At 39.3% G+C, this 24313-nt stretch carries 17 protein-coding genes and 1 pseudogene; 1 reads left to right on the forward strand and 17 read right to left on the reverse strand.

The window, feature by feature from the left end; translation table 11 throughout:
* Positions 1-3 precede the first annotated feature (3 nt).
* Together ABID99_RS17735 and ABID99_RS17740 are read right to left on the reverse strand one after the other, a co-directional pair.
* The gene (locus ABID99_RS17735; RefSeq protein WP_255485415.1) at positions 4-1248 is read right to left on the reverse strand and encodes an MBOAT family protein; all 1245 of its coding nucleotides are present in this window, start codon (positions 1246-1248) and stop codon (positions 4-6) included.
* Between the two features lie 417 nt (positions 1249-1665).
* A complete protein-coding gene (locus tag ABID99_RS17740) occupies positions 1666-2253 on the reverse strand; it encodes a response regulator (protein WP_373614602.1) in 588 nt (195 codons plus the stop codon).
* Between the two features lie 954 nt (positions 2254-3207).
* Here ABID99_RS17740 and ABID99_RS17745 point away from each other — a divergent pair.
* Positions 3208-3558, forward strand: coding sequence for a hypothetical protein (locus tag ABID99_RS17745; RefSeq protein WP_176628127.1), 351 nt, complete (start codon positions 3208-3210; stop codon positions 3556-3558).
* Here the strand turns inward: ABID99_RS17745 and ABID99_RS17750 are convergent.
* The 15 genes and pseudogenes from ABID99_RS17750 to ABID99_RS17820 form a co-directional block, all read right to left on the reverse strand.
* Positions 3555-4718: a glycosyltransferase family 9 protein gene (locus ABID99_RS17750; protein ID WP_373614603.1), complete on the reverse strand. Its 1164-nt coding sequence runs from the start codon at positions 4716-4718 to the stop codon at positions 3555-3557. The two genes, ABID99_RS17745 and ABID99_RS17750, sit on opposite strands and share 4 nt — an antisense overlap.
* Positions 4719-4804: 86 nt before the next feature.
* Entirely contained in the window at positions 4805-5311 is a 507-nt protein-coding gene (gene rfaE2 / locus ABID99_RS17755; RefSeq protein ID WP_176628125.1) for a D-glycero-beta-D-manno-heptose 1-phosphate adenylyltransferase, read from the reverse strand.
* 13 nt (positions 5312-5324) lie between these two features.
* Positions 5325-5882: a D-sedoheptulose 7-phosphate isomerase gene (locus ABID99_RS17760; protein WP_176628124.1), complete on the reverse strand. Its 558-nt coding sequence runs from the start codon at positions 5880-5882 to the stop codon at positions 5325-5327.
* Positions 5883-5917: 35 nt separating this feature from the next.
* On the reverse strand, positions 5918-6922 hold the full coding sequence (rfaE1, locus tag ABID99_RS17765) for a D-glycero-beta-D-manno-heptose-7-phosphate kinase (RefSeq protein ID WP_176628123.1): 1005 nt from the start codon (positions 6920-6922) through the stop codon (positions 5918-5920).
* 29 nt (positions 6923-6951) lie between these two features.
* On the reverse strand, positions 6952-8328 hold the full coding sequence (locus ABID99_RS17770) for an undecaprenyl-phosphate glucose phosphotransferase (protein ID WP_176628122.1): 1377 nt from the start codon (positions 8326-8328) through the stop codon (positions 6952-6954).
* A 259-nt stretch (positions 8329-8587) separates the two neighbouring features.
* A pseudogene (locus tag ABID99_RS17775) lies at positions 8588-9920 on the reverse strand (UDP-glucose/GDP-mannose dehydrogenase family protein).
* Between the two features lie 43 nt (positions 9921-9963).
* Positions 9964-10857, reverse strand: a complete 894-nt coding sequence (locus ABID99_RS17780) for a glycosyltransferase family 2 protein (RefSeq protein WP_176628120.1) — start codon at positions 10855-10857, stop codon at positions 9964-9966.
* Positions 10858-10880: 23 nt separating this feature from the next.
* Positions 10881-11798, reverse strand: coding sequence for a glycosyltransferase family 2 protein (locus tag ABID99_RS17785; RefSeq protein ID WP_373614604.1), 918 nt, complete (start codon positions 11796-11798; stop codon positions 10881-10883).
* A 7-nt stretch (positions 11799-11805) separates the two neighbouring features.
* On the reverse strand, positions 11806-13308 hold the full coding sequence (locus tag ABID99_RS17790) for a lipopolysaccharide biosynthesis protein (protein WP_176628118.1): 1503 nt from the start codon (positions 13306-13308) through the stop codon (positions 11806-11808).
* 43 nt (positions 13309-13351) lie between these two features.
* Positions 13352-14557, reverse strand: a complete 1206-nt coding sequence (locus ABID99_RS17795) for a glycosyltransferase family 4 protein (protein ID WP_373614605.1) — start codon at positions 14555-14557, stop codon at positions 13352-13354.
* Positions 14554-15723: a glycosyltransferase gene (locus ABID99_RS17800; RefSeq protein ID WP_373614606.1), complete on the reverse strand. Its 1170-nt coding sequence runs from the start codon at positions 15721-15723 to the stop codon at positions 14554-14556. The genes ABID99_RS17795 and ABID99_RS17800 overlap by 4 nt, the downstream gene beginning before the upstream one ends.
* Before the next feature lie 103 nt (positions 15724-15826).
* Positions 15827-16813 carry a glycosyl hydrolase gene (locus ABID99_RS17805; RefSeq protein WP_373614607.1) on the reverse strand — a complete coding sequence of 329 codons (987 nt, stop codon included), beginning with the start codon at positions 16811-16813 and terminating at the stop codon, positions 15827-15829.
* A gap of 61 nt (positions 16814-16874) precedes the next feature.
* Entirely contained in the window at positions 16875-19169 is a 2295-nt protein-coding gene (locus ABID99_RS17810) for a GumC family protein (RefSeq protein ID WP_373614608.1), read from the reverse strand.
* A 52-nt stretch (positions 19170-19221) separates the two neighbouring features.
* Positions 19222-20016, reverse strand: coding sequence for a polysaccharide biosynthesis/export family protein (locus ABID99_RS17815; RefSeq protein ID WP_176628114.1), 795 nt, complete (start codon positions 20014-20016; stop codon positions 19222-19224).
* 398 nt (positions 20017-20414) lie between these two features.
* On the reverse strand, positions 20415-24263 hold the full coding sequence (locus tag ABID99_RS17820; RefSeq protein WP_373614609.1) for a malectin domain-containing carbohydrate-binding protein: 3849 nt from the start codon (positions 24261-24263) through the stop codon (positions 20415-20417).
* Between the last annotated feature and the right edge of the window lie 50 nt (positions 24264-24313).

Below are 24313 nucleotides of genomic sequence, written 5' to 3' on the forward strand. Positions count from 1 at the left end.
GATCTAAAACTGAAAATAAATAAAATCAGAACCACCCGTTTGCATGTACATTCCTATAAAAACTATGATAATTGAATAAAAGCTCCAACGCAAAATGGGTGGCCATCTCAAACCAACATTCTCTATAGCATATCTACCCTCCCTTCCAATCCATTCAATCGCCATAAAAACAACCAGGATCAATAACATTACCGGGCGGGGAGGATTATGGGGAGCAGTGAACAAGGTGCGGTTAAAAAGGTCTCTTATAATTTGAAAAGCCTGGCCAATACTGGCTGATCGGAAAAATATCCACGCAATTACAGTTAACGAAAATGTGGCAACCATTTGCATTAATTCCTTAAATGATGGTAGCAAACGACCCTGGGCTACGATTTCGAGATTGCTCCGGTTTGTTTTCATCACTATGGATGGTATGATAAACAACGCGTTTAAAAAACCCCAGATTATAAATGTCCAGTTTGCGCCATGCCAGAAACCACTTACTATAAATATGATAAAAGTGTTTCTTATCCGCATCCAAAGGTTTCCTTTGCTTCCGCCTAAAGGGATATACAAATAATCCTTAAACCAGCTTGATAACGAGATATGCCATCGTCTCCAGAATTCTGCCATATCGCGCGAAAAGTAAGGAAACGCAAAATTCCGAAGCAGGTCAATGCCAAAGAGCTTAGCCGTTCCGATAGCGATATCTGAGTAGCCTGAAAAATCGCCATATATTTGAAACGTAAACATCAAGGCCCCTAATGCTAACGTACTGCCTGTATAATTTGAAGAATGATTAAAAACCATATTGGCATATTCGGCGCAATTGTCGGCGATAATCACTTTCTTGAAAAGTCCCCACAAAATTTGCCGGCATCCGTCTATTGCCTTACTGTAATCAAAAACCCTTTTCTGCTTTATTTGCGGTAATAAGTGAGTCGCCCTTTCAATTGGGCCTGCTACCAGCAGTGGGAAAAAACTCACGAATAAGGAATAATCTACAAAATTACGCTCCGGTTTGATCCGTCCTTTATATATATCGATAACATAGGATAGTCCATGAAATGTGTAAAACGAAATACCTACCGGTAGAATTACATTAATTGTAGAAGCATGAAGCTTTATTCCGAAATGGCTGAAACTTGAAATCAACGATTCAGCGAAAAAGTTATAGTATTTAAATACACCTAAAAAACCAAGGTTAACGGTTACACTTAGCCAAAACCAAAACCGCTTTAGTTTTAAGCTCTTTGCGTCCTCCATTTTCAACCCGGTGAAATAATCAAGTAAGGTTGAAAAGATCAGTAAAAAAAGAAACCTGTAGTCCCAGCAAGAATAAAAATAATAGCTGGCTGCTAACAAAAGTATATTTTGAATTTTTAATCCATTTTTATTTGTTAACCAGTATAAACAGAAAATGATTGGTAAAAAAAAGGCGAAGTTAAGTGAATTAAAAAGCATAGGCTATTATTTTAAATACAACCAGCTAAGTAGCTAAATATAAATGGATTGCATCGAAAATCGAATTCATTTTAGCTCCTTTTGCTATCGATAAAAATAGTAGGATTATATTAACAAAAAGCTTTTTTGAAGCGACAGTTTAATGCACAAATTGTGAGCAATTATGCGCAAAAACCAAGCGCATATAATAGTAAGAGATGTGGCACGGGTTTTAATGCTTCAGGTTAACACTTGTGTTAACAACTGCATTGTTAAAGGTTTGGGTATATAGCTTTTAATAAAAGGGTAACGCTGATTTATAATATTATCTAAAGGTTCAATTGAATTTGAAACGAGATGAACGTGTATAGGAACAACTAAATTGTTATTAATTTTTTCAAAATGTTCAAGAAACTCCCAACCATCCATAACCGGCATGTGTATATCTAAAAATATAATAGCGGGTAAACCACTTTTGTTTTTTAAATTAATTTCCAGGTCATGGAGAAGCATTTTTCCATTTTTATAAAAATCTGCTTTGATAAAAGGCGCATTTCGAAGCAGGTTCTTAACAGAATAATGATAGATCAGGTCGTCATCGACTATCGCTATTGATTTTATTGGCCTGTGATTTAGCATCGAAAAAAGCTTAATTTGCAAATCGAGCGTGACAGAAGATAAAAGTTCGGAACCACAAGTAGCACAACCGAACGATTGAGTAAGCACCGCTTCCTCACTCAATTTAACGGGCACACATTGGTAACCGTATACCGAATTCGGACAGTCTTTATTAAAGCAATAACAAATTGTAAATGTCGAATTTTTCATCACAACAACTTATCTGAGTAAAAGCTCAAACCAGGGTTTTTCCTATCTCTTTACTTAAAAAATAGAATAAGCGCTTCAGGGCCTATTCTATATCGTATAAATCACAATTTAAAAATCCACTTTCAAAAGTAATAAAAGGGGGCGGCAATAACCTTCTCACTGGTACACAATATATTACACACATATGCTCATTTCTTTATATTAATTTATTGAGTTATTGGATTACTGATTGTTTTCTTTATTAGCCTCAGGCGATATATGTTTTTTTGCATTTATCCAACTTTAAAAAGCAACAAATTTAACATAGCCCTATACAAATCCAGCTTAAATACTAAAACTAATATACAAACAAGATACCTCTAAATCAAAGCACCTGGAATGCTAATTACTTTGAATAGTATCCAATTGCTGATATCACGAAAGATAAACTCATTTTAACATGCCTTTTTGTTTCAATATATTTTCTTGATCACCCGGACATAGGGTAAATCCATGAAAATAGAGAACGGTTAGTCCAATTAGCCTGGTGAATGTTGCCTGGAAATTACGCATCAGCGATACGGAGGCCTGCGGATTCTATCGGTACCTGCGCAGGGGCCCGGCGCTTGCCCGATCGAAGGGCTAATTTATTTAAGAATTCCGGTAAAACCGCCGCGATGAGGAAAAAATCGGGCCGAATTTAAATTAGAAATTGTTCGGGAGGTTGCCAACAAGTAAACAATGAATTCATTCATTCTTCATGATTATAAACCAGCTTTGCAAGAGTGTATTGCGAAGGTCATTTGCCTGCAGTTTGTCCATTTTTTTTCATTGAAAATTAGTGCTTTTTTTTAGTTATTATTACTGATTATTTTTAAATAAACACAACAAACACCAATTGATTGCGTATAAATACATACAGCAAGAAACTCACGATGTTTATCAAAAAATGCACCTCCTTTTAGACATTATAAAATGAGCAACCAACGAAAACGCGCTTTGAACATTATCCGAACCAAAAAAAACTTAGCGGTTTTGAACTTGGTTAAGCTCGAAAAAGAAAAAATTGAATACCTTAAAAAAGAACTTAATTTTTTCCAGGAACCTGAATTCATTTCTTACTCCATGGGTACGCTTAAAGTAATTGACGGCCTCAATAAAAATGAGCTACTCAAAATTGAGTTGGAATCATTGTTTGATAAGATGGGCAAGGCAAAAATGAGCCTCGATAATTATCATCAAGAGTTAGACCTTCTTATTAAGAAGGTAGACAGTAGCAGCGACGTGGATACCGGTTCTTTCAATACAGATCAGCGGACTGGTTAATTTATTTCACGTTTATTTATAGCAGGTGCTTCGTGTGCATTACGTAGTACTGCTTCACCAACCCTATGTGGCGATATACGAGTCATACATATATTATGGCTGCATTTTAATTTCCCGCAGCCGGTAGTAAAATCACAATCAACAGTTTCTTTTATAATAGTTACCTGATCCTTGTATAAGGATATTGGTTTCCATTCATCGACATTAACAGTCCCGCTAAATATTAAAACTATTTTTCGATAAAGCAACGCTGCTATATGTGAAAAGCCCGAATCTAAACCTAAAAACAATGTGCATCTTTTAACGACGGAAATTGACTGTAACATTGAAAATTTGCCAACACAGTTGGTGACATTATTAAGCAGGGAAATCTCCGTCATTTCATCTGGCGATAAATCAGCCTCTGTTCCCATCACATATACTGGAAAGTATAACGCTATCCCTTTAATTACCTGAATAAAATTTTGGACCGGCCATTTCCGCGCCTGTGCTCCAGTGCCTAAATGCACCAACACAAATTTTTCGGGTAATGTTACGTCTTCAATGGGAACACAGGGTAAATCGTTCGGTTCCCAGTATTCTGAAAACACGGGATCGGGCAAATTCAGATAGTTAAAAAGCGGATTAATCCTTTTTGATACATGCCCTCGGTGCACATAAGGTAATTCTGCATCCAGTAAAGCACCGCCGCCCCCAACGTTATAACCGGCAAATATTTTTTTTTTTGCAAAAAGCTTTAAAAATAAATTATTTCTTAGATCCCCTCTCACGTCAAACAGTATCCCTGTCTTTATTCTGCGTAGTTGATCCAAAAATTTCAGATAGGATATTTTTTTGTCTCTTGAAAAATAAGGGGCGTCGGCAACATACACCGCATCTATAAAAGGCACTTTGGTAGCTATTTTAAAATTTCCGCTGCTAACTACCAGGCTTATTTTGGCCCCCGTCATAATTTTTAAAGCCTTTATGGCGGGTAGCATTAATATCATATCACCAATATGAGCTAACTGTACAAGTGTGATCTCTTCTTTTTCATCACCCTTAAATCTATGATCGTTTTCGCTTTTAAAAAAATAGGTTATCCGGTCGATCAACTTAATGATCTTGATAGATCTTTCTGACGAATCAGGATAGAATCGATAATTAACCGGCGTTTTCATTGTTGTGTTTTCGCTTTTAAAATATTTAATAAAGAAACGGTATTGTCACATTCCCAGGTAAGCAGGAAATTGTGTGTCCTCGATTGTCATTCAGAAGCCTGGGCCTGAAGTTTTTCAATAATTTTCGTTGATGAAACGCCCTCAACAAAAATGATTGTTTCTACCCGCCCCCCCCTGGCTTGCACTTCCTGGCTTCCAACTATGTTTTCCACAGTGTAATCCCCTCCTTTTACAAGTATATCAGGATTGATATTGGTGATCAGGTTAAGTGGGGTATCATCTTCAAATCCAACTATGGCATCAACAAAATATAATGCGGATAACAGAGCCGCCCTGTCGTGCTGGTTGTTTATAGGGCGATTAGGCCCTTTCAGCCGGCTAACAGAGGTATCAGAATTAAGGCCGATAATAAGTTTATCTCCTAATTCCTTAGCCTTGAGCAAGTAACTAACATGTCCAATATGTAGAACATCAAAAACTCCGTTTGTAAAAACAATTTGTTGACCTTCATCTTTCCAGTTTGTTACCTGCTGCAGTAATGCCGGTAAATTATATACTTTTTTGCTTAATAATGCAGAAAGGCTGTTTTCCATTGTTTACAGGATATTATTCGAATAAATTATCGACTGCTTTGCATAAAATATGCCCAATTAAAATGTGCATTTCCTGTATTCTGGCAGTAACGACTGAAGGGACAATGATATTCAGGTCACAACAATCATTCATTTTTCCTCCATCACGGCCAGATAAGCCTAAGGTTTTACAATTTAAAGCCCTGGCTACGTCAAAAGCCTTAATAATACCAGCACTGTTACCACTCGTTGATATGCCAATAAATAAATCACCTGCAGACGCCAAGCCTTCTAATTGCCTGGAAAAAACCTGATCATAACCGTAATCATTGGCTATAGCTGTGAGTGCAGAAGTATCGGTAGTAAGTGCTATACCGGGTAATGGTTTTCGCTCTTTAACAAACCGGCCGGTAAGTTCGGCGGCAATGTGCTGCGCATCGGCAGCACTTCCGCCATTTCCGGCAAGTAAAACTTTATTACCGGCCTTAATAACTTCACAAATTATGGCACAGGCGGCTTCAATATCAGGAACAAGGTTGTCAATCACCTTCGTGATAACGTCACCGTGATCTTTTAATTCATCAGAAATCATGATAATTTAAGTTGTAGATGTTATAATGTAAAGATTTAAGGTACCAGCTGAACGCCTTGCACTCCTCTTTGGGTAAGATTTGCCAGGATCTCCTCAACCGTAGTAGTAACCGCGCCTAAACGACGAATTACAATAGCAGCCGCATGATTGGCAAGTTCGCAGGCATCCGCCAAATCCATGCCTAATGAAATGAAGTAAGCTATACAGGCAATTACGGTATCTCCGGCACCGGTAACATCAAAAACTTCTGTAGCTTTTACCGGCAGCTCAACATGCGAGTCGGGCGAGAGGAGAACCATCCCCTGTTCTGATAGTGTAACTACCAGGTAAGGCACTTCGGTTTGATCGAATATAACGTTAGCTGCATTCTTCAGCTTTTCAATTGAATTAATATTTTCAGATTTTGAAGCTTCAGCAAGTTCTTTTCTATTTGGTTTTATAAGGAAGGCCCCTTTGTACTTTTTGTAATCAAGGCCTTTGGGATCAACAATAACTCGTTTGCCATGCTGTGTGGCCAATGCAACAACGCGGTTTGTGAAAGATTCTGTAAACAATCCCTTATTATAATCGGATAGCACGACCAGATCGGTTTCCTGAACCGCATCATTGATTTTGTCTATCAATTCATTCTCAAGCGCTGTGGAAATCGGATGGACAACTTCGTTGTCAAGCCTGAGCAACTGATGGTTTCCAACCAAAACCCTCGTTTTTAACGTGGTAACCCTGGTGTTATCTTTTACTATAAGGTCTGTTTCTAAAAAATCGATCTTTAAACGGTCAATTAACTGAACACCGGCATTATCATTCCCAATCATTCCGGCTACGCTAACATTTGCGCCTAAACTAACCAGGTTTTGGATCACATTAGCAGCACCGCCCAGTGTAATCGATTCATTTTGAACATTAACAATTGGAACGGGTGCCTCGGGCGATAACCGGCTCGAACTACCATATATGTAACGGTCAATCATCAAATCGCCAACTACCAATATTTTAGGTTTTTGTTTGAATTGTATCTCTGATAGTTTTTGTGTTAACATAAAGCTTGGCTTTTAAGTTAAAAATTTTGTTAGTAGGCGTTTTCCTCGCCTTTTATAATGTTGTAAACGGTTTTATAAACTATTTTCAACTCGAGCCACATCGACCAATTTTCCAGGTACCAGATATCGTGTTTAACTCGCTGTTCCATCAGGGCAGGATCGTGGGTTTCACCTCTGAAACCATTTACCTGGGCCCAGCCGGTTATCCCAGCTTTTAGAAAATGCCTTACCATATATTTATCAATGATCTGGCTATATTGCTTTGTCATGTTAAGCGGATGCGGACGCGGGCCAACAACGCTCATATCGCCAAGCAATACATTAAAAAACTGTGGTAACTCATCGAGGCTGGTACGCCGCAGGAAAGTTCCTATTTTCGTAACCCGGCTATCATTTTTAGTGGCTTGTAAATCTGCCTGGTTATTCACTTTCATGCTCCTGAACTTATAACACAAAAATGACTTGTTGTCCCTGCCGCTTCTTAACTGTTTAAACATCACCGGACCGCGGCTTTCAAGCTTGATCAGCAGCCCGATAAGTGGGTATAACCAACTTAACAAAAAGACAATGACCAACAAACTGAACAAAATATCAAAAACCCTCTTTTTAAAACGGTTTTCAATCTCTTCCAATGGCTCGTTACGATTACTTAATACCGCAAAATCCCCCATGTAACTTAGTTTCAAGCTATTCACAGTTGAATTTGATATATCCGGTACAAGTTTTAACCTAAGGCAGGATTTATCCGCCTCCTCTTGTAGTTTATTATATTCAGTGATACGCTCTGGGGATAGGGACACGTAAACATCTCTTATGCCAGAATTTGCTGCGCTAACAATCTGCTCTTTAACAGATTCCAACAGCTCACCGCCTTTATCAAGTATTGAGTTATCCTCCTGGTTTAAAAATCCCTGAAAGGAAAAGTGATTATCAGTATCTTGAAAAAAGCCGGCCAACCGAAGCCCCATCGAATTCAAACCTATTACAGCGACAGATCGCGTGATGTTGAAATTCTTTTTAAGTGTCCGTTCAAAAGCGGCTCCTAAAACCCGGCTCAACGCGAGGCCTACCAGAACCAGTAAATAAAACAGGAAAATTAAAGTGAAGGAGAATTGATGCGCTTTTGACAATACGATGAATGACGAAAACAGCACAGAAAATACAATGAAGCTCTTTACTGTTAACCGGTAAATATTGTCAAGACGATGAATTGATTTACTCGTATAAAGGCCGGACAACAGGGCTGCGAGCAACCACAGGTAGTTTGCACTCATCATCGATCCAATATCAACACCTGTCTTATCATAACCCAGCAAATCAACGACCAGCAAAAATGACAGGTTAATTACAGCAAGATCGGTGGCGGCCATCACAAAATAAATTAAAAAAAGGTAGCGTGTCTTCATAGGAGTGTTTTTTAAAATACCATGTTTAGAATGCTTTCAAATTAACTTCGCCTAAATATTTAAAATAAAAAAATAATAAGCTTAACAACTCAAATAGAAAAAGTTAACAAACTAATGGCGAATTCTTTAACAATAATACAATATACACGCTACTCTTTCAGGCAAATTATGATTCTGGCACTAATATGTATAAAACTGTGCAATCTCAAATTGTTACGGTAAATCGTGGTTGAATGAAGGTATAATCACCACGCTGCCATTACGCAACAGAAGGCACAGAATCGTTAATAGTTTTCCGCCCAATACTGTTATAATAGAATCCTAATTCGGTCATTTTATCAAGGTCGTAGAGATTCCGGCCATCGAAAATCACTTTCGCTTTCAAGCTTTTTTGGATTAGCGCAAAGTCCGGGTTCCTGAAAATACTCCACTCAGTTAATATTAACAAGGCGTCTGCACCTGCCAGTGCATCATAATGGTCATCAACATATTCGATCTTATCACCAAGCAGGTATTTTACGTTATTGGCGGCTTCCGGGTCGAACGCTACAATTTGAGCGCCTTCATGAAGCAATTCGCCAATAATTTCCAGGGCTGGAGCTTCTCTGATATCGTCAGTCTCGGGTTTAAAAGCAAGCCCCCAAATAGCAAACTTTCTGCCTTTCAAATCATCGTTATAGTACTTTTTTAACTTCTCAACCATAACTTTTTTCTGTATGGTATTCGTTTCCATAACGGCATTCAATATCCGGAAATGATAATCATTGTCTTCTGCCGACTTTGCAAGCGCCTGAACGTCTTTTGGAAAGCAGCTACCGCCGTATCCTATACCCGGAAATAAAAAGCGCTTGCCAATACGATCATCCGAGCCAACCCCCAATCGTACCATATCCACGTTGGCACCAACAAGCTCGCACAAATTGGCTATTTCATTCATGAAAGTGATTTTTGTGGCTAAAAATGAATTAGCTGCATATTTTGTTAATTCAGATGATCTCTCATCCATGAAAATTATGGGGTTACCTTGCCTTACATATGGCGCGTATAATTCCGCCATCAATTTTCTGGCCCTTTCATCCGTCGTGCCAACGACAACGCGGTCAGGCTTCATAAAGTCTTCAACGGCAACGCCTCTCCCTTAAAAATTCCGGATTAGATACCACAGCGACTTCAATATCAGTATGCTGTTTGAAAACGGCCCTTACTTTATCGGCTGTGCCAACCGGCACCGTTGATTTTGTGACTATTACTTTGTAATCGGTTATCAAATTAGCAATATCTTTAGCTGCGCCCAGCACATAGCTTAAATCTGCTGATCCGTCTCCGCCCGGAGGGGTTGGCAACGCGAGAAATATTACCTCGGCGTGTTCTATCGCTTCGTTCAGGTTGTCTGTAAAACGTAATCTTTCATGAATGATGTTTCTTTGGAACAATGCCTCTAATCCGGGCTCATAAATTGGCAGCTGACCTTGCTGCATCATCATAACCTTTTGTTTGTTTATATCAACGCAGGTTACATCATTTCCAGTTTCTGATAAACATGTTCCGGTTACTAATCCAACATAGCCGGTTCCGACAATAGCAATTTTCATAATGATGTTTTTTTAAGGTTATTATTTAAATGAGTTATAATATTTATTGGCGTTGGGCACTTTTGCCGAGGCTTACCATAAATTTTTCGCGTGCAGTGATAATTGAAAGGTAATAACGGATATAAAACACGGTAAGCTTTTGTGTTAAATGAAGATCTTTGCCTTTCTTCACTATCAGTTTTATGCTTTTAATTGGAGGCCTCAGATCATAAAGGAAGCTAACAATGGTTTTGAACTTGTTTTTGCCAGAGGTCGAATTAAACCCGGATTGTCCTCCACCAACTCGCTTGGCCTTATTTATCAGTTCAGATATATTTTTCCTTGCCGGATGATTTACTATAACATCCTCGGCGTATTTGATTTTATACCCGGCATCCCTTGCCCTTATCGACCACTCATAATCGCCACCCGACATTAAATCATCCTTAAAAATGCCAACAGCATCAAATACATGGCGATAGCTATACATGTTTCCTGTAACACCGGTTCCATCCCTATGGACATAGATGTCCTGGTTAAAGGCATAAATTTTCTCGTACAATTCGGCTTCTGTAAGTTTATTTGAATGGTAGTATAGCTTTATACTGCCGGCTATTCTATCGCAATCGGGATTTGCTTCCATAAAGGTAACAGCATTTTTTACCCAGTTTATATCGGGGATACAGTCAGAGTCAGTAAAACCGATGATATTGCCGGTAGACATTGCGATTCCGGCATTCCGGGCAGCGTATGAGCCTGGCTTGCCTTCAACAATGATCTTGCAATTCTGAGGTATAAAATAATCAGCAGGTATTTTGTCGTTTGGGTAATTATTAACAACAATGATTTCAAATAAATCGTGATCATAGGTTTGTGCCTCAAGGGCGTTTAAGCACAACGACAATCTACTCCAGTCTTTATAAGTTGGAATTATTATCGTAACTTTTTTATTGTTCATACAGGCAAAATGTGATTGAGATATTAGCGGATGATGTAATTTCTAATTCGTGTTCGCAGCCGCTTAACCTGCATTTTTGATTTAAGTAAAGCGGCACGGTGAAAAGGTATTCTATAAGGGAATTTCTTAAGCAAAACTTTAGCGTAAGCAGGCACATCAAAGTAATTGCGCATAATTTCCATGTAGATGTAGTTGTCAATGCATTCCTCTAATTCGGCAGTTAACATACCAATCGACTTAAGTTCTGTTCGGATCCGGATCCGGAAGTTGATACGGTTATCTAAAATCCTTTTGATTTTTTCTTTGTCCTTGCTTTTAGAGATGGAATTATCTGAAAAATGTATTATCGTATTAACACCAGGATCTGTAATTATTACAACTCCATTTTTTAGCAATCTAAACAGTAAATCATATTCTTGCGACGATGTAATATTCTCATCCCAGCCGCCTGCGTCATTTAAAGCTGCCCTGTTCCAAAGGTTGGAACTGGTGATACCCAAGTTAGAGTTGATCAGCCCCCGCCAAATGTGGTGATCAACAGTCCTTATGATTTCCTCCGGATTACCGGTATTATAATAATTCAGTATGCACCCACCTGCAATAACACCCGCCTCCGGGTGTAGTGCGGTAATATTGAACTGATGGCTGAGTTTACTGGGCATCAGTTCATCATCCGCGTCCAAGTACTGAATCCATTCACCACGAGCTTTTTTAAGGCCGGTATTGCGCGCTGCCGGTGCACCTGGTTTCTTCTCGTCTAAAACCCATACTTTACCGGGATAAGAGGCAGCATAACGCTCTAATATCTGCAAAGTATTATCCGTCGAATTATTATTTACCAGGATAATTTCGATGTGTTTATAACTTTGAACCAATACACTCCTAATGGCCCGTTCAACAAACCTTGCAGCATTATGACATGGTATTATAACAGATATCATTATAAATTTAAGATTGCGTCCTCTTCGTTTTAAATCCTTGATAAAGTCTCTTTAACTCATCGCCCATCAGCAAATAAACCAGGCCGAAGTACACTATGCAAAGGCAAATACCGTTTATAATAAAGTTTACCCCAACCATTTTTAACAAATAAATGGTGATGAATGAAACCGCCGCCGCGATGAACGGAACCTTTAATTCTGTAAAAAAGTCTTTTACAGAAATTTTAACCGTCAATAAAAAGCTAAACCCATATTGTGCTATAAGCACTACAAAAAGTTTATTGATTAAAATTGCCCAGGCTGCTCCAACAAGTCCATCGTAGTATATCCCAAATGCCAGAGAAGGGAGAAATATCGCGGCTTTTAGAAGCTGCTGCTTCATCTCCATGCCTGGCCGTCCTAAACCTCTCAACAAAGAAGTGTTCCCGCTAACGAGAATATGCAGCATGACAGAACCCGATAAAATCTGTAAAGGAGCTACGGTGTCGTGCCATTTGGCACCAAAAACATGGATAATAAAGGGCTCACCATTTACGATAAAAAAGATCATTACCGGAAAAACCAGTAAACAATTGAATAAAACTACTTTTAGATAATACTTTTTAATTGCCACCAGATCGTTTTGCTTTTTTCCATAAATAGGATACATCACGTTATTGATAACAGCCATCAACCTTCCGCGAAAAGTATCTGTAAGCACAAAAGCCAACGTATACAAACCCAGGGCAGATGCGCCTAAAAGCTTGCCGATTAACAAATAATCAATGTTATTGTATAAATAGTTTAAGATATTGGAGCCGGTTGTGTAAACACCAAATCCAAATATTTCCTTAAATGCTTTTTTTTCGCAAATGAAGGCCGGTTTCCACCTGGTTGCCCTGAAAAACAAAGGCATGGCAAAAAACACATTACCAACTGAGTTAAAAACCAAAGCCCAAACCCCGGCCCCTTTAAACGCCATTACCAGGGCTATCAAACCAACTACAATATTTGATACATTATCAATATAAGCCAGCTTTTTAAAAGCCATTTGCTTTGTAAGCTGGGCCTTATGAACTAAATTAACCGGGCTTATTAAAATACCTATACTAAGTACCGGTATTACTGATTCGAGAATAGGTTTGTTATAAAATATTGCAGCCAGGGGCGCTACCGCAAAACTCATCACCAGAAACAAAAACAGCGACCAGCCAACCCCGGTCCAAAAGGCGGTATGATAATGCTCCGCGCGTAAAGTGTCTTCTTTTTTCTGTACCAACGCTGCACCAACGCCCAAATCATTCAATACCTGTACAAAGCCCGTAAACACGGTTGCCATGCCTACTATTCCAAACTCGCCGGGAAAAAGCAATTTTGCTAATACCAGTTTTAGCAGAAAATTGAAGGATTGATTAACGACTAACTGAACAAAATTCCAAAAGATACCGGACACTACAACTTTTTTGTCAGATCCTGTTTTTTTGATATTGAGTTCTTGTGTGTTTTCGTTTGATAGAATTGCATTATCCATATAAGTTAAAAAAATAGGACGGTGTTTTATCGCCGGCAGTAAATCAATTTGCAGATTGGAGTAAGGCCGAGGGTACAAGTATTTTATGATATAATTCCAGGTAATTTTTGATATAGTTATCTGCCGAAAAATCACGTGACCGACGGATGCAATTTTGCTTTTTTCGCTCTACCTCATCACGGTTATCTAAAACATACTGAAGTAAGTCTAAAAGGTTACCCTCATCCGGTGAAAACAGCCAGGAGCAATCAGCACTAAAAATCTCCTCCAGGCCTCCCCTGTCGCTTTGGCATACTGGCACGCCAAAAGATAGGGACTCAATTACCGTACGGCCGAAAGGCTCGTTCCAAAGCGCCGGGACGATCAGGGTATCAATACGCCCATAAAAATCGGCTGGACTTATAACGCCCAGAAACGCATGTTCAATTCCTGTAAGTTCAATTTGTAATTGTGCTACAAATTCGGGGTCGCCTTTTCCGGCGAAAATAATTTTTAGCATATCTTTTTTGTCATCAGGAAGCTTTAACAACTCATCAACAAGGTATCTCACCCCTTTATCAGCTGCCACCCTTCCTATATAGCCTAACCTGAACTTTCCGGTTTCGGTGTTGTGCTTAGTGTTTCCAGCCTTTAATACCGCATTGTAAATTGTAGTAGCGTGGCCATCTGCTATATTGAAAAACTGACGGTGCTTTCTCAAAATGAAATCACTGATAGCAATGTAATGGTCTGGGTATGATAAAAAGTTTTTTTTTACCTGATGGGTAACCTTGCATGGTGCACATAAAGTGGCACAATTACCGTTGTTAAACATGCTGCATTTGTGACACAATAAATAATAATCGCGCATGGTGTGTACCAGCGGGATTTTGAGCTTTTTGATTGTAAGCCACAAGACCGGTGAAAACCCCTGTATGGTATTTGTATTTACTATATCGGGCGAGATCCTTTTTAATATAGAGATGATCCGGGTGTGATAAAACAGGTTACAAGAATCAATTAAATGCCAAATGCTTTTCTTCAGATTAGAGACGCCGTCAGTACCGCCATATATTGAGAAAATATTTCGTTGTTTCAGGCTGATTACAATTACTCCATTTACCCGGTAAACCTGATCATCCAATCCGGTTGTTAATACATATACCTGGTGACCGGCATTTACAAGACCTTCTGCCAGAATTTTAACAGAAACTTCGGCACCGCCCACAAAAGCAGGGTAATAAAAACTGTTTGTTAGCAAAACTCTCATATACGAACTTTCTCCACTTTTATCGTCTCTTTGAAGCTTGGTTCACCAGTGCTGCCGCTATATTTTTCTGAAACAAAGGCCCTTATTTTTTCAATAAAATGATTTTCATCAAAACCGCGCGCGTGCGCGCTTATAAAGGCGGTATCAAACTCCAATTGCTCAAATAATAAAATGGCTTCTTTTAACGATTCGACAGTCTGGTGTTCAAAGAAAATTGCTGTTGATTTCATCGGATTATCGGTATAGGGGATCATTGTATCCAATACTCCCCCCTTGTTATAAGCTATAACGGGCCTGCCCGATGCATTTGCTTCTAAGGGGGTTATACCATAATCTTCCAATTGTGGAAAAATGAACGCTTTACAATTAGCATAAAGCTTGGCAAGGTTGCGGGCATCAAGCCCGCTCAAAAATGTTATATTACTATTGGCTATTTCCTTTAGTTCCTTTTCTCTTGAGCCTTTGCCTACAATCAAAAGTTTTTTGTTTGGCATCTGGTTGAATGTCTCAATTACCAGGTCTACTTTTTTATAGGACTCGAAACGGGAAACCACCAAAAAATAATCGCTCACGGAATTTGAAACATAGAAATTCTCAATCCGCACGGGAGGGTTGATAACCACTATTGGATTTTTTGGGTGGTAAGCTTTCTCAATTCTTGATACAACCTCCCTTGCATTTGTGATAAACCAGTCTGTACGATCGGCCGCCTCGATATCGATGCTTTTCAAAGTGGCCAGCACCTTGTTTAATAACCTCCTTTTTAGGTTGCCTGATTCTCTAACTTTTTCGTAAGAATCTGGGCTCCAAACCAATCTGAAGGGATTGTGGCAATAGGTAATTACCAGTGTATTAGCACCCGCTTTGACATATTTAGCGCAATGTGTTGTTGATTGAAGTATAACGTCATAGTCAGTTAAATCCAGTCTTTGCATGGCCATCACCCCAAGAGGATAGAAAAAACGCTTCATGTTTTTTTCTTTTTTTATGAACTTACCAAACCAGCTTGTCCTGATATCGCACGATTTGAACTCCGGATAAGTATTGGCGGCATCATAAGAAAGCGTATAAATTGGTGCCGACGGGTATGCATGGTGAAAACTTAAAGCCACCTGTTCTGCGCCACCTTTACGCACCAAGTCATCATGTACAATTGCGATTTTCATAGCTGTGAGATTTGTAATTTTAACGCAATACTTAAATTATTGGGTTGGTTAGCAGCCTGGTGATATCAGAGCCGTAGTCAACCACTTTCAATACTTTATTTATTCACCTGTATATCAAGCCTTTATATCCATAGTAAGAATCTTTTTTAACATAATTACCCGAAGCATCCTTATACATGATACCATAGTTTGCTTCTAACGGGAATTTTGCGGATAAAGACTGTTCATCAAAAAGCTCGTAAACGAAAAATGCACCTATTTTCTTCTGCGCTATCAGCTTAGGGATATTATCGGTTATGTATTGGCTTTGCATAGCAAAACTCACTGCCCCTGTGCCTTTAAACCTATTAAACTCCGTAATCCAGATCGGTTTATTGAAATGCCCTTGTATATAGGAAAGCACATTTGCTATTGGTAGTTTTTGAGCAAGCATGTCTCCCATGTTGGAATACCAATGGCAGCCAATTATATCATAGTTCACTTTGTTTTCCTTCAATAGCTCCAGATAGTAAAAATGGGTAAAGCTAACTGACAGCGAGATCTTTATAGAGGGCTTAACCGTTTTGACACCATCTATAAAGCCTGATATCTGCGCCATGAAACGCTTACTTTTTTCGATATCATACCCGGCATCAGGACTAACTCCGTCCGGTACATTTCTTACCCTGATCTTGTTATCAACTTCGTTGTTTACTTCAAGCACGGTAAAATAATCACCGTAGGCTACACCAAAATTCTTCCCCTGTGAAAACGCGATTTGATAGACGGAATCTGGTAGCATCCCGCCAACACCTGTTTGCATCACGGCGGCAAAAGGCAAAATATTGTTTTGCTTAAGCGTTTGAAGCAATTTCATGAACGCCGGCTGATTTTTTGCATAACCATCCTTGGTGAGGATTACGTCAAAACGATAGCTGGAAACATTCAAATCTTTTAAAGCTGTTATTTGGTCATCTAAATTATTACTATAGTCCTTTTGTGTTAAGGGATGCCCATTTATACCCCATACAAACTGAGATTTAGGGCTTTGCGCACGGCATGTGTAAAACAGCAACACGCACGTGGTAACCACAAATGATACTTTCATCATAAAAACGAGCTTTTAAAAGATGTATTGAAGCTTTTTATATTAATGAGACTATATCAGTAGATCAATCGCCGTAGCCAATACCGTATCCATACCCGAAATAACCTGCTTTCGAAAAATTAACGTCATTAATAACCAGGTACAGGTTATCCACGTTATCCTTCTCCTTAATTTCGTTTATGATTTCAATCTGGGATTTATTTGTGTAATTATGACGGCAAACATAAATGGTCATATCAACATGCTTTTGGATCACAAGGGCATCTGATACCAGCCCTACCGGCGAACTATCGATAATAACGTAATCAAACTTATTTCTCATTTCGGTTATAAGTTCACCCAATTTATCTGTCAACAAAAGTTCACTGGCATTTGAAACAACCGGTCCCGATGTTATTACAAAGCAGTTATCATCAAATCCGCTGGGCTTGATAAGATCATCGGCATTGATGTTTTCTAAAACGTAGTTGGAAAAACCGAGATCTGCGTTATCAACATTCAATACGGATGAGAGCTTAGGTTTCCGGAGGTCTAATTCCATCAGTAATACTTTTTTCCCGGCCATTGCAAAAGTGCCACCCAGGTTCTTGGTCAGAAAAGTCTTCCCTTCGCCGTTTACACTCGAGGTAACCATTATCACACTGGACTGGCCGCTATCCAATATATTCCTAAGTTTAGTTCGCAATGTGCGCATGCTTTCTGTAACCTGTGTCCGGGCCAATTGATCTGATTTTGAATTGAGTTTTAGCGATTGATGCCCAATTTTACCTATAATCGCAACATCGGTTTGTTGCTCTATATCTCCCTCAGAAACAATTTTTGACTGTATCAGCTTTTTAGAATTAACTATACCGAAAGGCACTATCAGCCCCATAAAAAAGCCCATGGCGTAAATAAGCGGCTTGATAGGTTTAACAGGATCTTTTGAACTTTTAGCGTTATCAATTATCCTGGAATAAGATATATTGGCCGCCTTGGCCATCGAAGTTTCTTCTCTTTTTTGTAACAGGTATACATATAGTTGCTGTTTAAGCTCCTGCTGCCTGTTAAAATCCATAATAGTACGTTGCTTGCCCGGAACCTGTTTGATGGAGTTACTCAGTATATTAGTTTGAGCATTAATTCCTGAGCTGTTCAAAACCATTTCATTTTTGTAACTGTCAATGCTTTGCAACAAATTATGCCGTACTGTTTGTATCTGTTGATCTATATTAACGATAACCGGATTGGTTTCTGTGAAGGATAAACGCTGTTTTATTCTTTCATTCAACAAATTGTTGTACTGGGATAAGCTTGCTGCAAACGAAGCGTTTTGGATATTCAACGAGCTTGGAATAACCTGCTTATTGTTAGGATCGTCGAGCCTGCTTTTTATATCCTTAATTATAGATAACTGAATTTGTTGTTGCTGGTATTTATTGGTGTTTTCGCTTGCGGAGCCAACCAAAACTTTCGACTGTTCATCAAGATCCGCGATATTATTACTGCTACGGTAGTTTTGGTAGTTTTTCTCAACGTTAGTTAACTCATCTTCCACAACCCCCAGGCGAGAGTTAATAAAGTTAATAGTACTGTCAATCGATGCTTTTTTCTGTGTAAGGTTATCCTCAAGATATTGATTCATTAAGGATTGCAATATCACTTCACCTTTCTTTGAATTTGGATAATATAGCGTTAGCGCAACGGTGGTAGTACCTTTATCGATAAACTCCGCGTCGTAGTTGCGGGTAATATCCGCTATGGCGTCATCATCAGATACAATTTGTGTAGAATATTCGCTTAACAAAACCGGCACGTTCGGTTTCTTGTTAACTATCAGGTCATACTGGGGCAATTTGATAGCAGCTCCGTAGCTTACATTTAAGTTTACGTTCTCTTTTGAGTTGGCAATGTTTAAATGGGTACCATCCACCGGAGTAATTACGTACTCCCGCCTTTTCAAAGAGTCGACTTTAGTTTTGGCTATTTTTACGTCAAAAGGCGATTCTTCATAGATCTCTGTTGCGAACAATCCACTATTAGCGAACAGTTTAATGTTGAGGTGCAGCTTTTGCTCCACTTCCTGAATCAGGTTGCGTGACCGGAGCACATCACCTTCATTTTTTATAATCTCACTCAGATTTAATGCAGATGTTGCGCCGCCGTTTGCATATGCGGAGCTGGCATCTGGATTATTAGGCTGCTGCTGCAATAACATCGAACTGCTTACAAGGTACTGTTGAGTGGCATAAATGGTAAAAAAATATGCCAATGCCACAAATAGTATCGGGCATAGTAAGAATAAATACCAATAGGACTTTAGTTGCGACAGTAACTTATTGTCATTTTTATCGTTCCCGTTTAAATATCTTGTTTTCATTTGTTTCCTGGGGTGAATTATAGATAGAGAATTAACTTGCGTTAAACAGTTACTACAAATAGCGTTTTGCAAATATTGCAGCAGTAAGTAAGGTAGCTGCCAACGACAAGTATTTAACCAGATTATTATCATTGTTAAGAACCTTTGTTTTAAGCGGTTCCACGTATAATACATCGTTTTGCTTCAGGTAGTAGTATGGCGAGTTCAAAAATTCCTTTCTCGTCATATCCAGCCTTACAGAAAAGTCATTGCCATTGGGGTTTTTGCGTATAAGCAATACGTTTGTGCGGCGTCCGTAAATTGTCAAGTCACCGGCATATCCTAAGGCATCTAAAATTGTCACTTGCTCGTTAGGCACGATATAAGCCGCAGGATGATTCACTTCGCCTAAAACAGTGATCTTAAAGTTCGAAAACCTAACATCAACGGTTGGGTTCTCAAAGGATTTTTTAGCAACAGCCTTTAGCGTCTTACGAGCTTCAAACGTTGTTAAACCGGCAAGTTTCACTGTTCCCAGAACCGGGATATCAACATTTCCATCCTTTGCTACCAAATAACCCGCGAGCGGATTTGAAGAGCCATTGGTTGAGGTGCCGCCGTTTGCATAAACACCATTTTTATTATTGATGCTCAAGGTCGCATTTGGGTCGGTTGTATTTATATTTATCGCCAGGATATCATCCGGCTGAATTACAGGCTCTGTATAGTTACCAAGTGCCAGGGAAGTTGGCGTAGACGCCTGTGAAACGTCTTGCGCGTAAATTAGCTTTTTTGTGCTTCCGCATGAACATAACATGAAGCCAACAAGTGCAACTATTGAAGCAAGGAAGTAACGGTTATTTTTCATGTATAGGTATTTTATAATCATTTCTCGTTTTACTTATTAATCTGTATAGTTTTGTAAAATATATATATTGTTATTGATTCGATACAGCGTTGCCATCTCGCTTACAGCGTGTAAGGTTTTGGCTATCAGTTACGATCAATTTAATATTTCATGAGTTATTGAAGCATTTCCTCATTGATCTCCAACAAATATTATCAAAATATCAATTATTAAGGCCTGGTTTTGAGCATTGATACTTTAATGTAGAATTGTGAGAATAGGTGTGAAAACCAGCGATAATGTACAGGTAGCACAGCGGTTTTATTGGCATCTTTTTAATTGAAAATCCTCAAAAAAAAAAGTTGAATCTGACAGGTTTCCTGCCAAATTCAACTCGATGATTATTAAAAATCACCTGGCTATTGAACCAGCAATTTCGAATAAAGATTTCCGGAAGAAGAATGTGTATTAATTATATATACACCCCGTTCCAACTTATTTTTAAAAGTAACTTGTATCCCCGCAGCGCCAAACTTATCGGTCGTAAACGTTTGTGTTTGGATCAATTTACCGCTTATATTACTTATCGATAATTGAACTGGTTCATTCACGGGGAAATTTGCAGCGTTAAGACTAAATGATGCTCCGAAATTTGGGTTAGGGAACACAACAATTTTTTTGGTGGTGATAGGTGGTCCCGCAGGCGCGATAAATGTGGATGCCAATGAGGCAGCCTGTGTGCTCACCTTAAACAGCTCAAGACCGGCCAACGCAACCCTATTTGCGGTCGGGTCAAATTTTACACTTAATGAACCGTCGGTTACAGTGGTAGTAAAATCTTTAACCAATGCCGTACGGTATCCAACCTCACTAAAAATATCAAAATTTTGCAATCCTACTTTATTTTCTATTGTCGTATTAAAGATCCGTGAGCCGGGTGCCGTCCAAAAGTTCTCTACAAAATGTAACCTTAGTAAGTAATCCCCATTTGTTACCGGGATCTCATATCTCGTTTGTGCTTGATCTGCCGCTGCCGACAAATAACTTATATACAATGAATCGATATCAGTTCCGGCAACCCCGGTAAGTACCTGTTGGGAATCAAATTTGATCGATCCGGAACGATAATTTTTGTCAGCTTCATAAACCTGATTGCCGATAGTCAGGTTTACGTCAGAGCCCCCTTTAATGCGTTTTACAATACTAACCGTGCTATTTGCATTATTGGCTATAGCGTATAATGGCACCCTCAATGGTGAAGCATCACTATTATAGTTTACAAGCAAGGCAGCATTTTTAATACCAACAGAAGCAGGTGTGTATTTAACGGTAAGCGTGGTAGTCGCCTGCTCGGCCAAAGTAGCAGTTTTTAATGCACTTACAGTAAACTCCGAAGCATCCGGCCCTGATATAACCGCGCTTTTTAATGTAATTGGCGAATCGCCGGTGCCGTCCGGATAGGTAATACCCTGATTTTTTATCGTTACTACAAATGATGAAGATGTACCGGTTTTAATGGGGTCGAAATTAACAGCCGTGTTGGGTAAGGCCGCCAATTCAGAATGATGCAGCGAACCAGAATCCGGTTTAATATTATCAACGTAATAAACATTGTCCTGGTAATCATAATTGGTGGCAGATGTACCTAAATAATCGCAATCTAAAATATAGGCATCCGGAACAATGTTACCATCAGGTCCATATACCTTTAAAAATCTTATGCCTATAAGGCCGTTGAAATTTTTAGTACGATCAGAATATGATGTACCAACTTTAATTCCAAAAGATCCCGATATGGTGAACGAACCTTGTGCCGACCCTTTTGTTGTATTTGTTAATCGCGGCAAAACAGATTGCCCATCCAAATTACTATGCGTAAACAATGTGGTAAGCGTGTTCGATCCTTTTTTGTAATAGGCAAAAGTTTCTACCGCCGAGCAGCAACCGTGATAAGCAGCAAGTTGATGAACCGTTATCGGCTTACTTGGATCTGCAATTACAAAATACCCCGCGTTTACTTCGCTCGAATTAGGAACCCTTGTTGTGCCGTCTATATCGCCGTCATCATGCCCATAGCCTGTACTGGTATTAAAACCAAACGCCGTTATTATTTGCTGCGCATAGGGTTCGTTAGTACTCTCCCCTGCCACTTGCCATATCCCACCTAAGACAACCTTTTTTTGCGGACTGATACTATCATTACTCGCTATAGTTAAAGTATCATTAAATACTTTAAGCCTTGTGGCCGCATTTTGGGCTATGAATTGCACAGTAACATCCGCATACGATAAAGGCGCTATACTTATAGGGACAACACTGTTTGTATCTGTATTAACAGATGCTATTTTCCAGGCTGTACTATTTGATAAAGTAAGGTTACTTAACACCAGGTTGCCTGTACCTTTATTGTTTATCCGTAACTTCACTTTATCGTGATTGGCATTATAAGCAGTGGTATCCGGGCTGGTTCTTCTCCATGGCGTTTGAATACGTGAAAACACCAAACGATCATTGCTTGGAAAAGCATCCGGGTTGTTCAATACCATAAATGCACCCGAAGAAGGGACGATACTAAAGTTGTAGGCGTTTGTAATTACCTGGTTATTGTTACCATCCGTAGCTTTTACCTGTATTTTGTAGGCACCGGTAGCTGTTAAGAAAAATGGCACCGTATAATTAACATAGGCGCCATTATTTATTGAATATTGCAATGAACTTAAGCCCGATCCACCAACATCGCCCGCTGTGATGTAAACCCGCACCAGGTCATAGTAAACGCCGGTTGACTTTAGCGAACCAACCGTTCTGACACTGGCTGTAGGCGCCGTGTTATCCGTTACGGCACTAAATGGAGCAAATGTCAGATAGTTCATTTTGGTATTAGTACCGCCATTGGCATCGATAGTCAATTTCCCATCGCTTACCTGCACAGTTGCATTTCCTGATTTGTACTTATTTGAAGCTGAAGGCGTGAAGTCGCTTATTGTAGGTAAACCTTCTACATTAATTTGATGGTTGCTGTCGTAATAGCCATCATCGCCCGCGCTTACTGTTACATTATACTTTCCGTTTGGAACAACATATTCCCAGGTACCCGGATTTTGCCCGTTGGTGCTGGCTTGCATCTGAACTACAGACCGCAGTTTTGCATCGGTTGTGCCTGTACGCAAGCGCATATTGGCACTTAGATCTATAGGAACCTTTGTTACCGGGTTAACCCACCCGTATTTTCTTGTCGCATCATAAGGCAAGCCATTATCTGCAGTGAAACCTGCCGGAGCAGTTGAACCGGCAGGTAAAAAATCAATATTAGTGGTGATTGGAACCGCAATGCTACTCACTGCAAAATCGTCAAAAGTATATGTAAGTGCCGTTGATGAATTACGATGGGTTGCAAAAACGCCTGCAAATTGCTCCCCTGTTGTTAAGCCTGTTCCGGCAATATTTAACCCTGCAATTGAATAAGCGGCGCCCGTGCTTAAATAATTTACGCCGTCTACAGAGTAAAAGCCCTCCGCCGTATTGGTTGTCGAATCGATTATTAGCCTTAAGCTAACAGTTTGAGTGTTCAATCCGCTAATTACTGACGTGATCCGTTGGTCCGGGTTAGTGGTGCCGGATACTGAACTGGAAACATCGTTAAATTCTTTTCTTAACTCTATTTTATTGCCGCTAATATCCAGTTTGAGATAGGTTTTATCATTTAGCCCATACCACAACCCCGCCTGTTGTGATTGGGTACCATTTGCGGGATTTATTATTTTTACGTCTAATCGCAATTTTGATACTGCAACAATTTTAACCCCAAGTACATTCAACTGGTTATTGTTAGTAAGCATGTCTATGCCTTTATTGGTAACCAGTTGAAGCCTGCCTCCTGTTACAGTTATCTTTGAAGGTACATAGCCCGGAACCGATGGATCAGTAGGTGTACCATCTTCAGATAATCGTGTACCTGAATAACTATTAACCGTAGTAAAGCCTGTACCTAAACCATTTTTATCAACAATGGAGGAGGCTACGCTGCTGGTAAATGACAAGCTATATGGCAAACTCACTGTAATTGCCGAACATGGCAGCGTACTAATAGGTATGCACCCATCAGCTGCCTGAATCAAAACGCGATCGGTAATACCTTTGACAGAGTCTTTCACTGCTGTTCTATCTGCTCCATAAGCAATGCCTATCCCGAGGCATAATAAAATTAAAACACTGTAACACCGCTTACTTATTGAGCTGTCAATTAAAATGTACCTGTGTTTTTCCATGAAAAAGGAGATTTAAATTTATTAGCGTATCTTATGATAATTATTGACTA

This window comes from Mucilaginibacter sp. OAE612, assembly GCF_041806395.1.
In the GTDB taxonomy this organism is placed as follows: domain Bacteria; phylum Bacteroidota; class Bacteroidia; order Sphingobacteriales; family Sphingobacteriaceae; genus Mucilaginibacter; species Mucilaginibacter rubeus.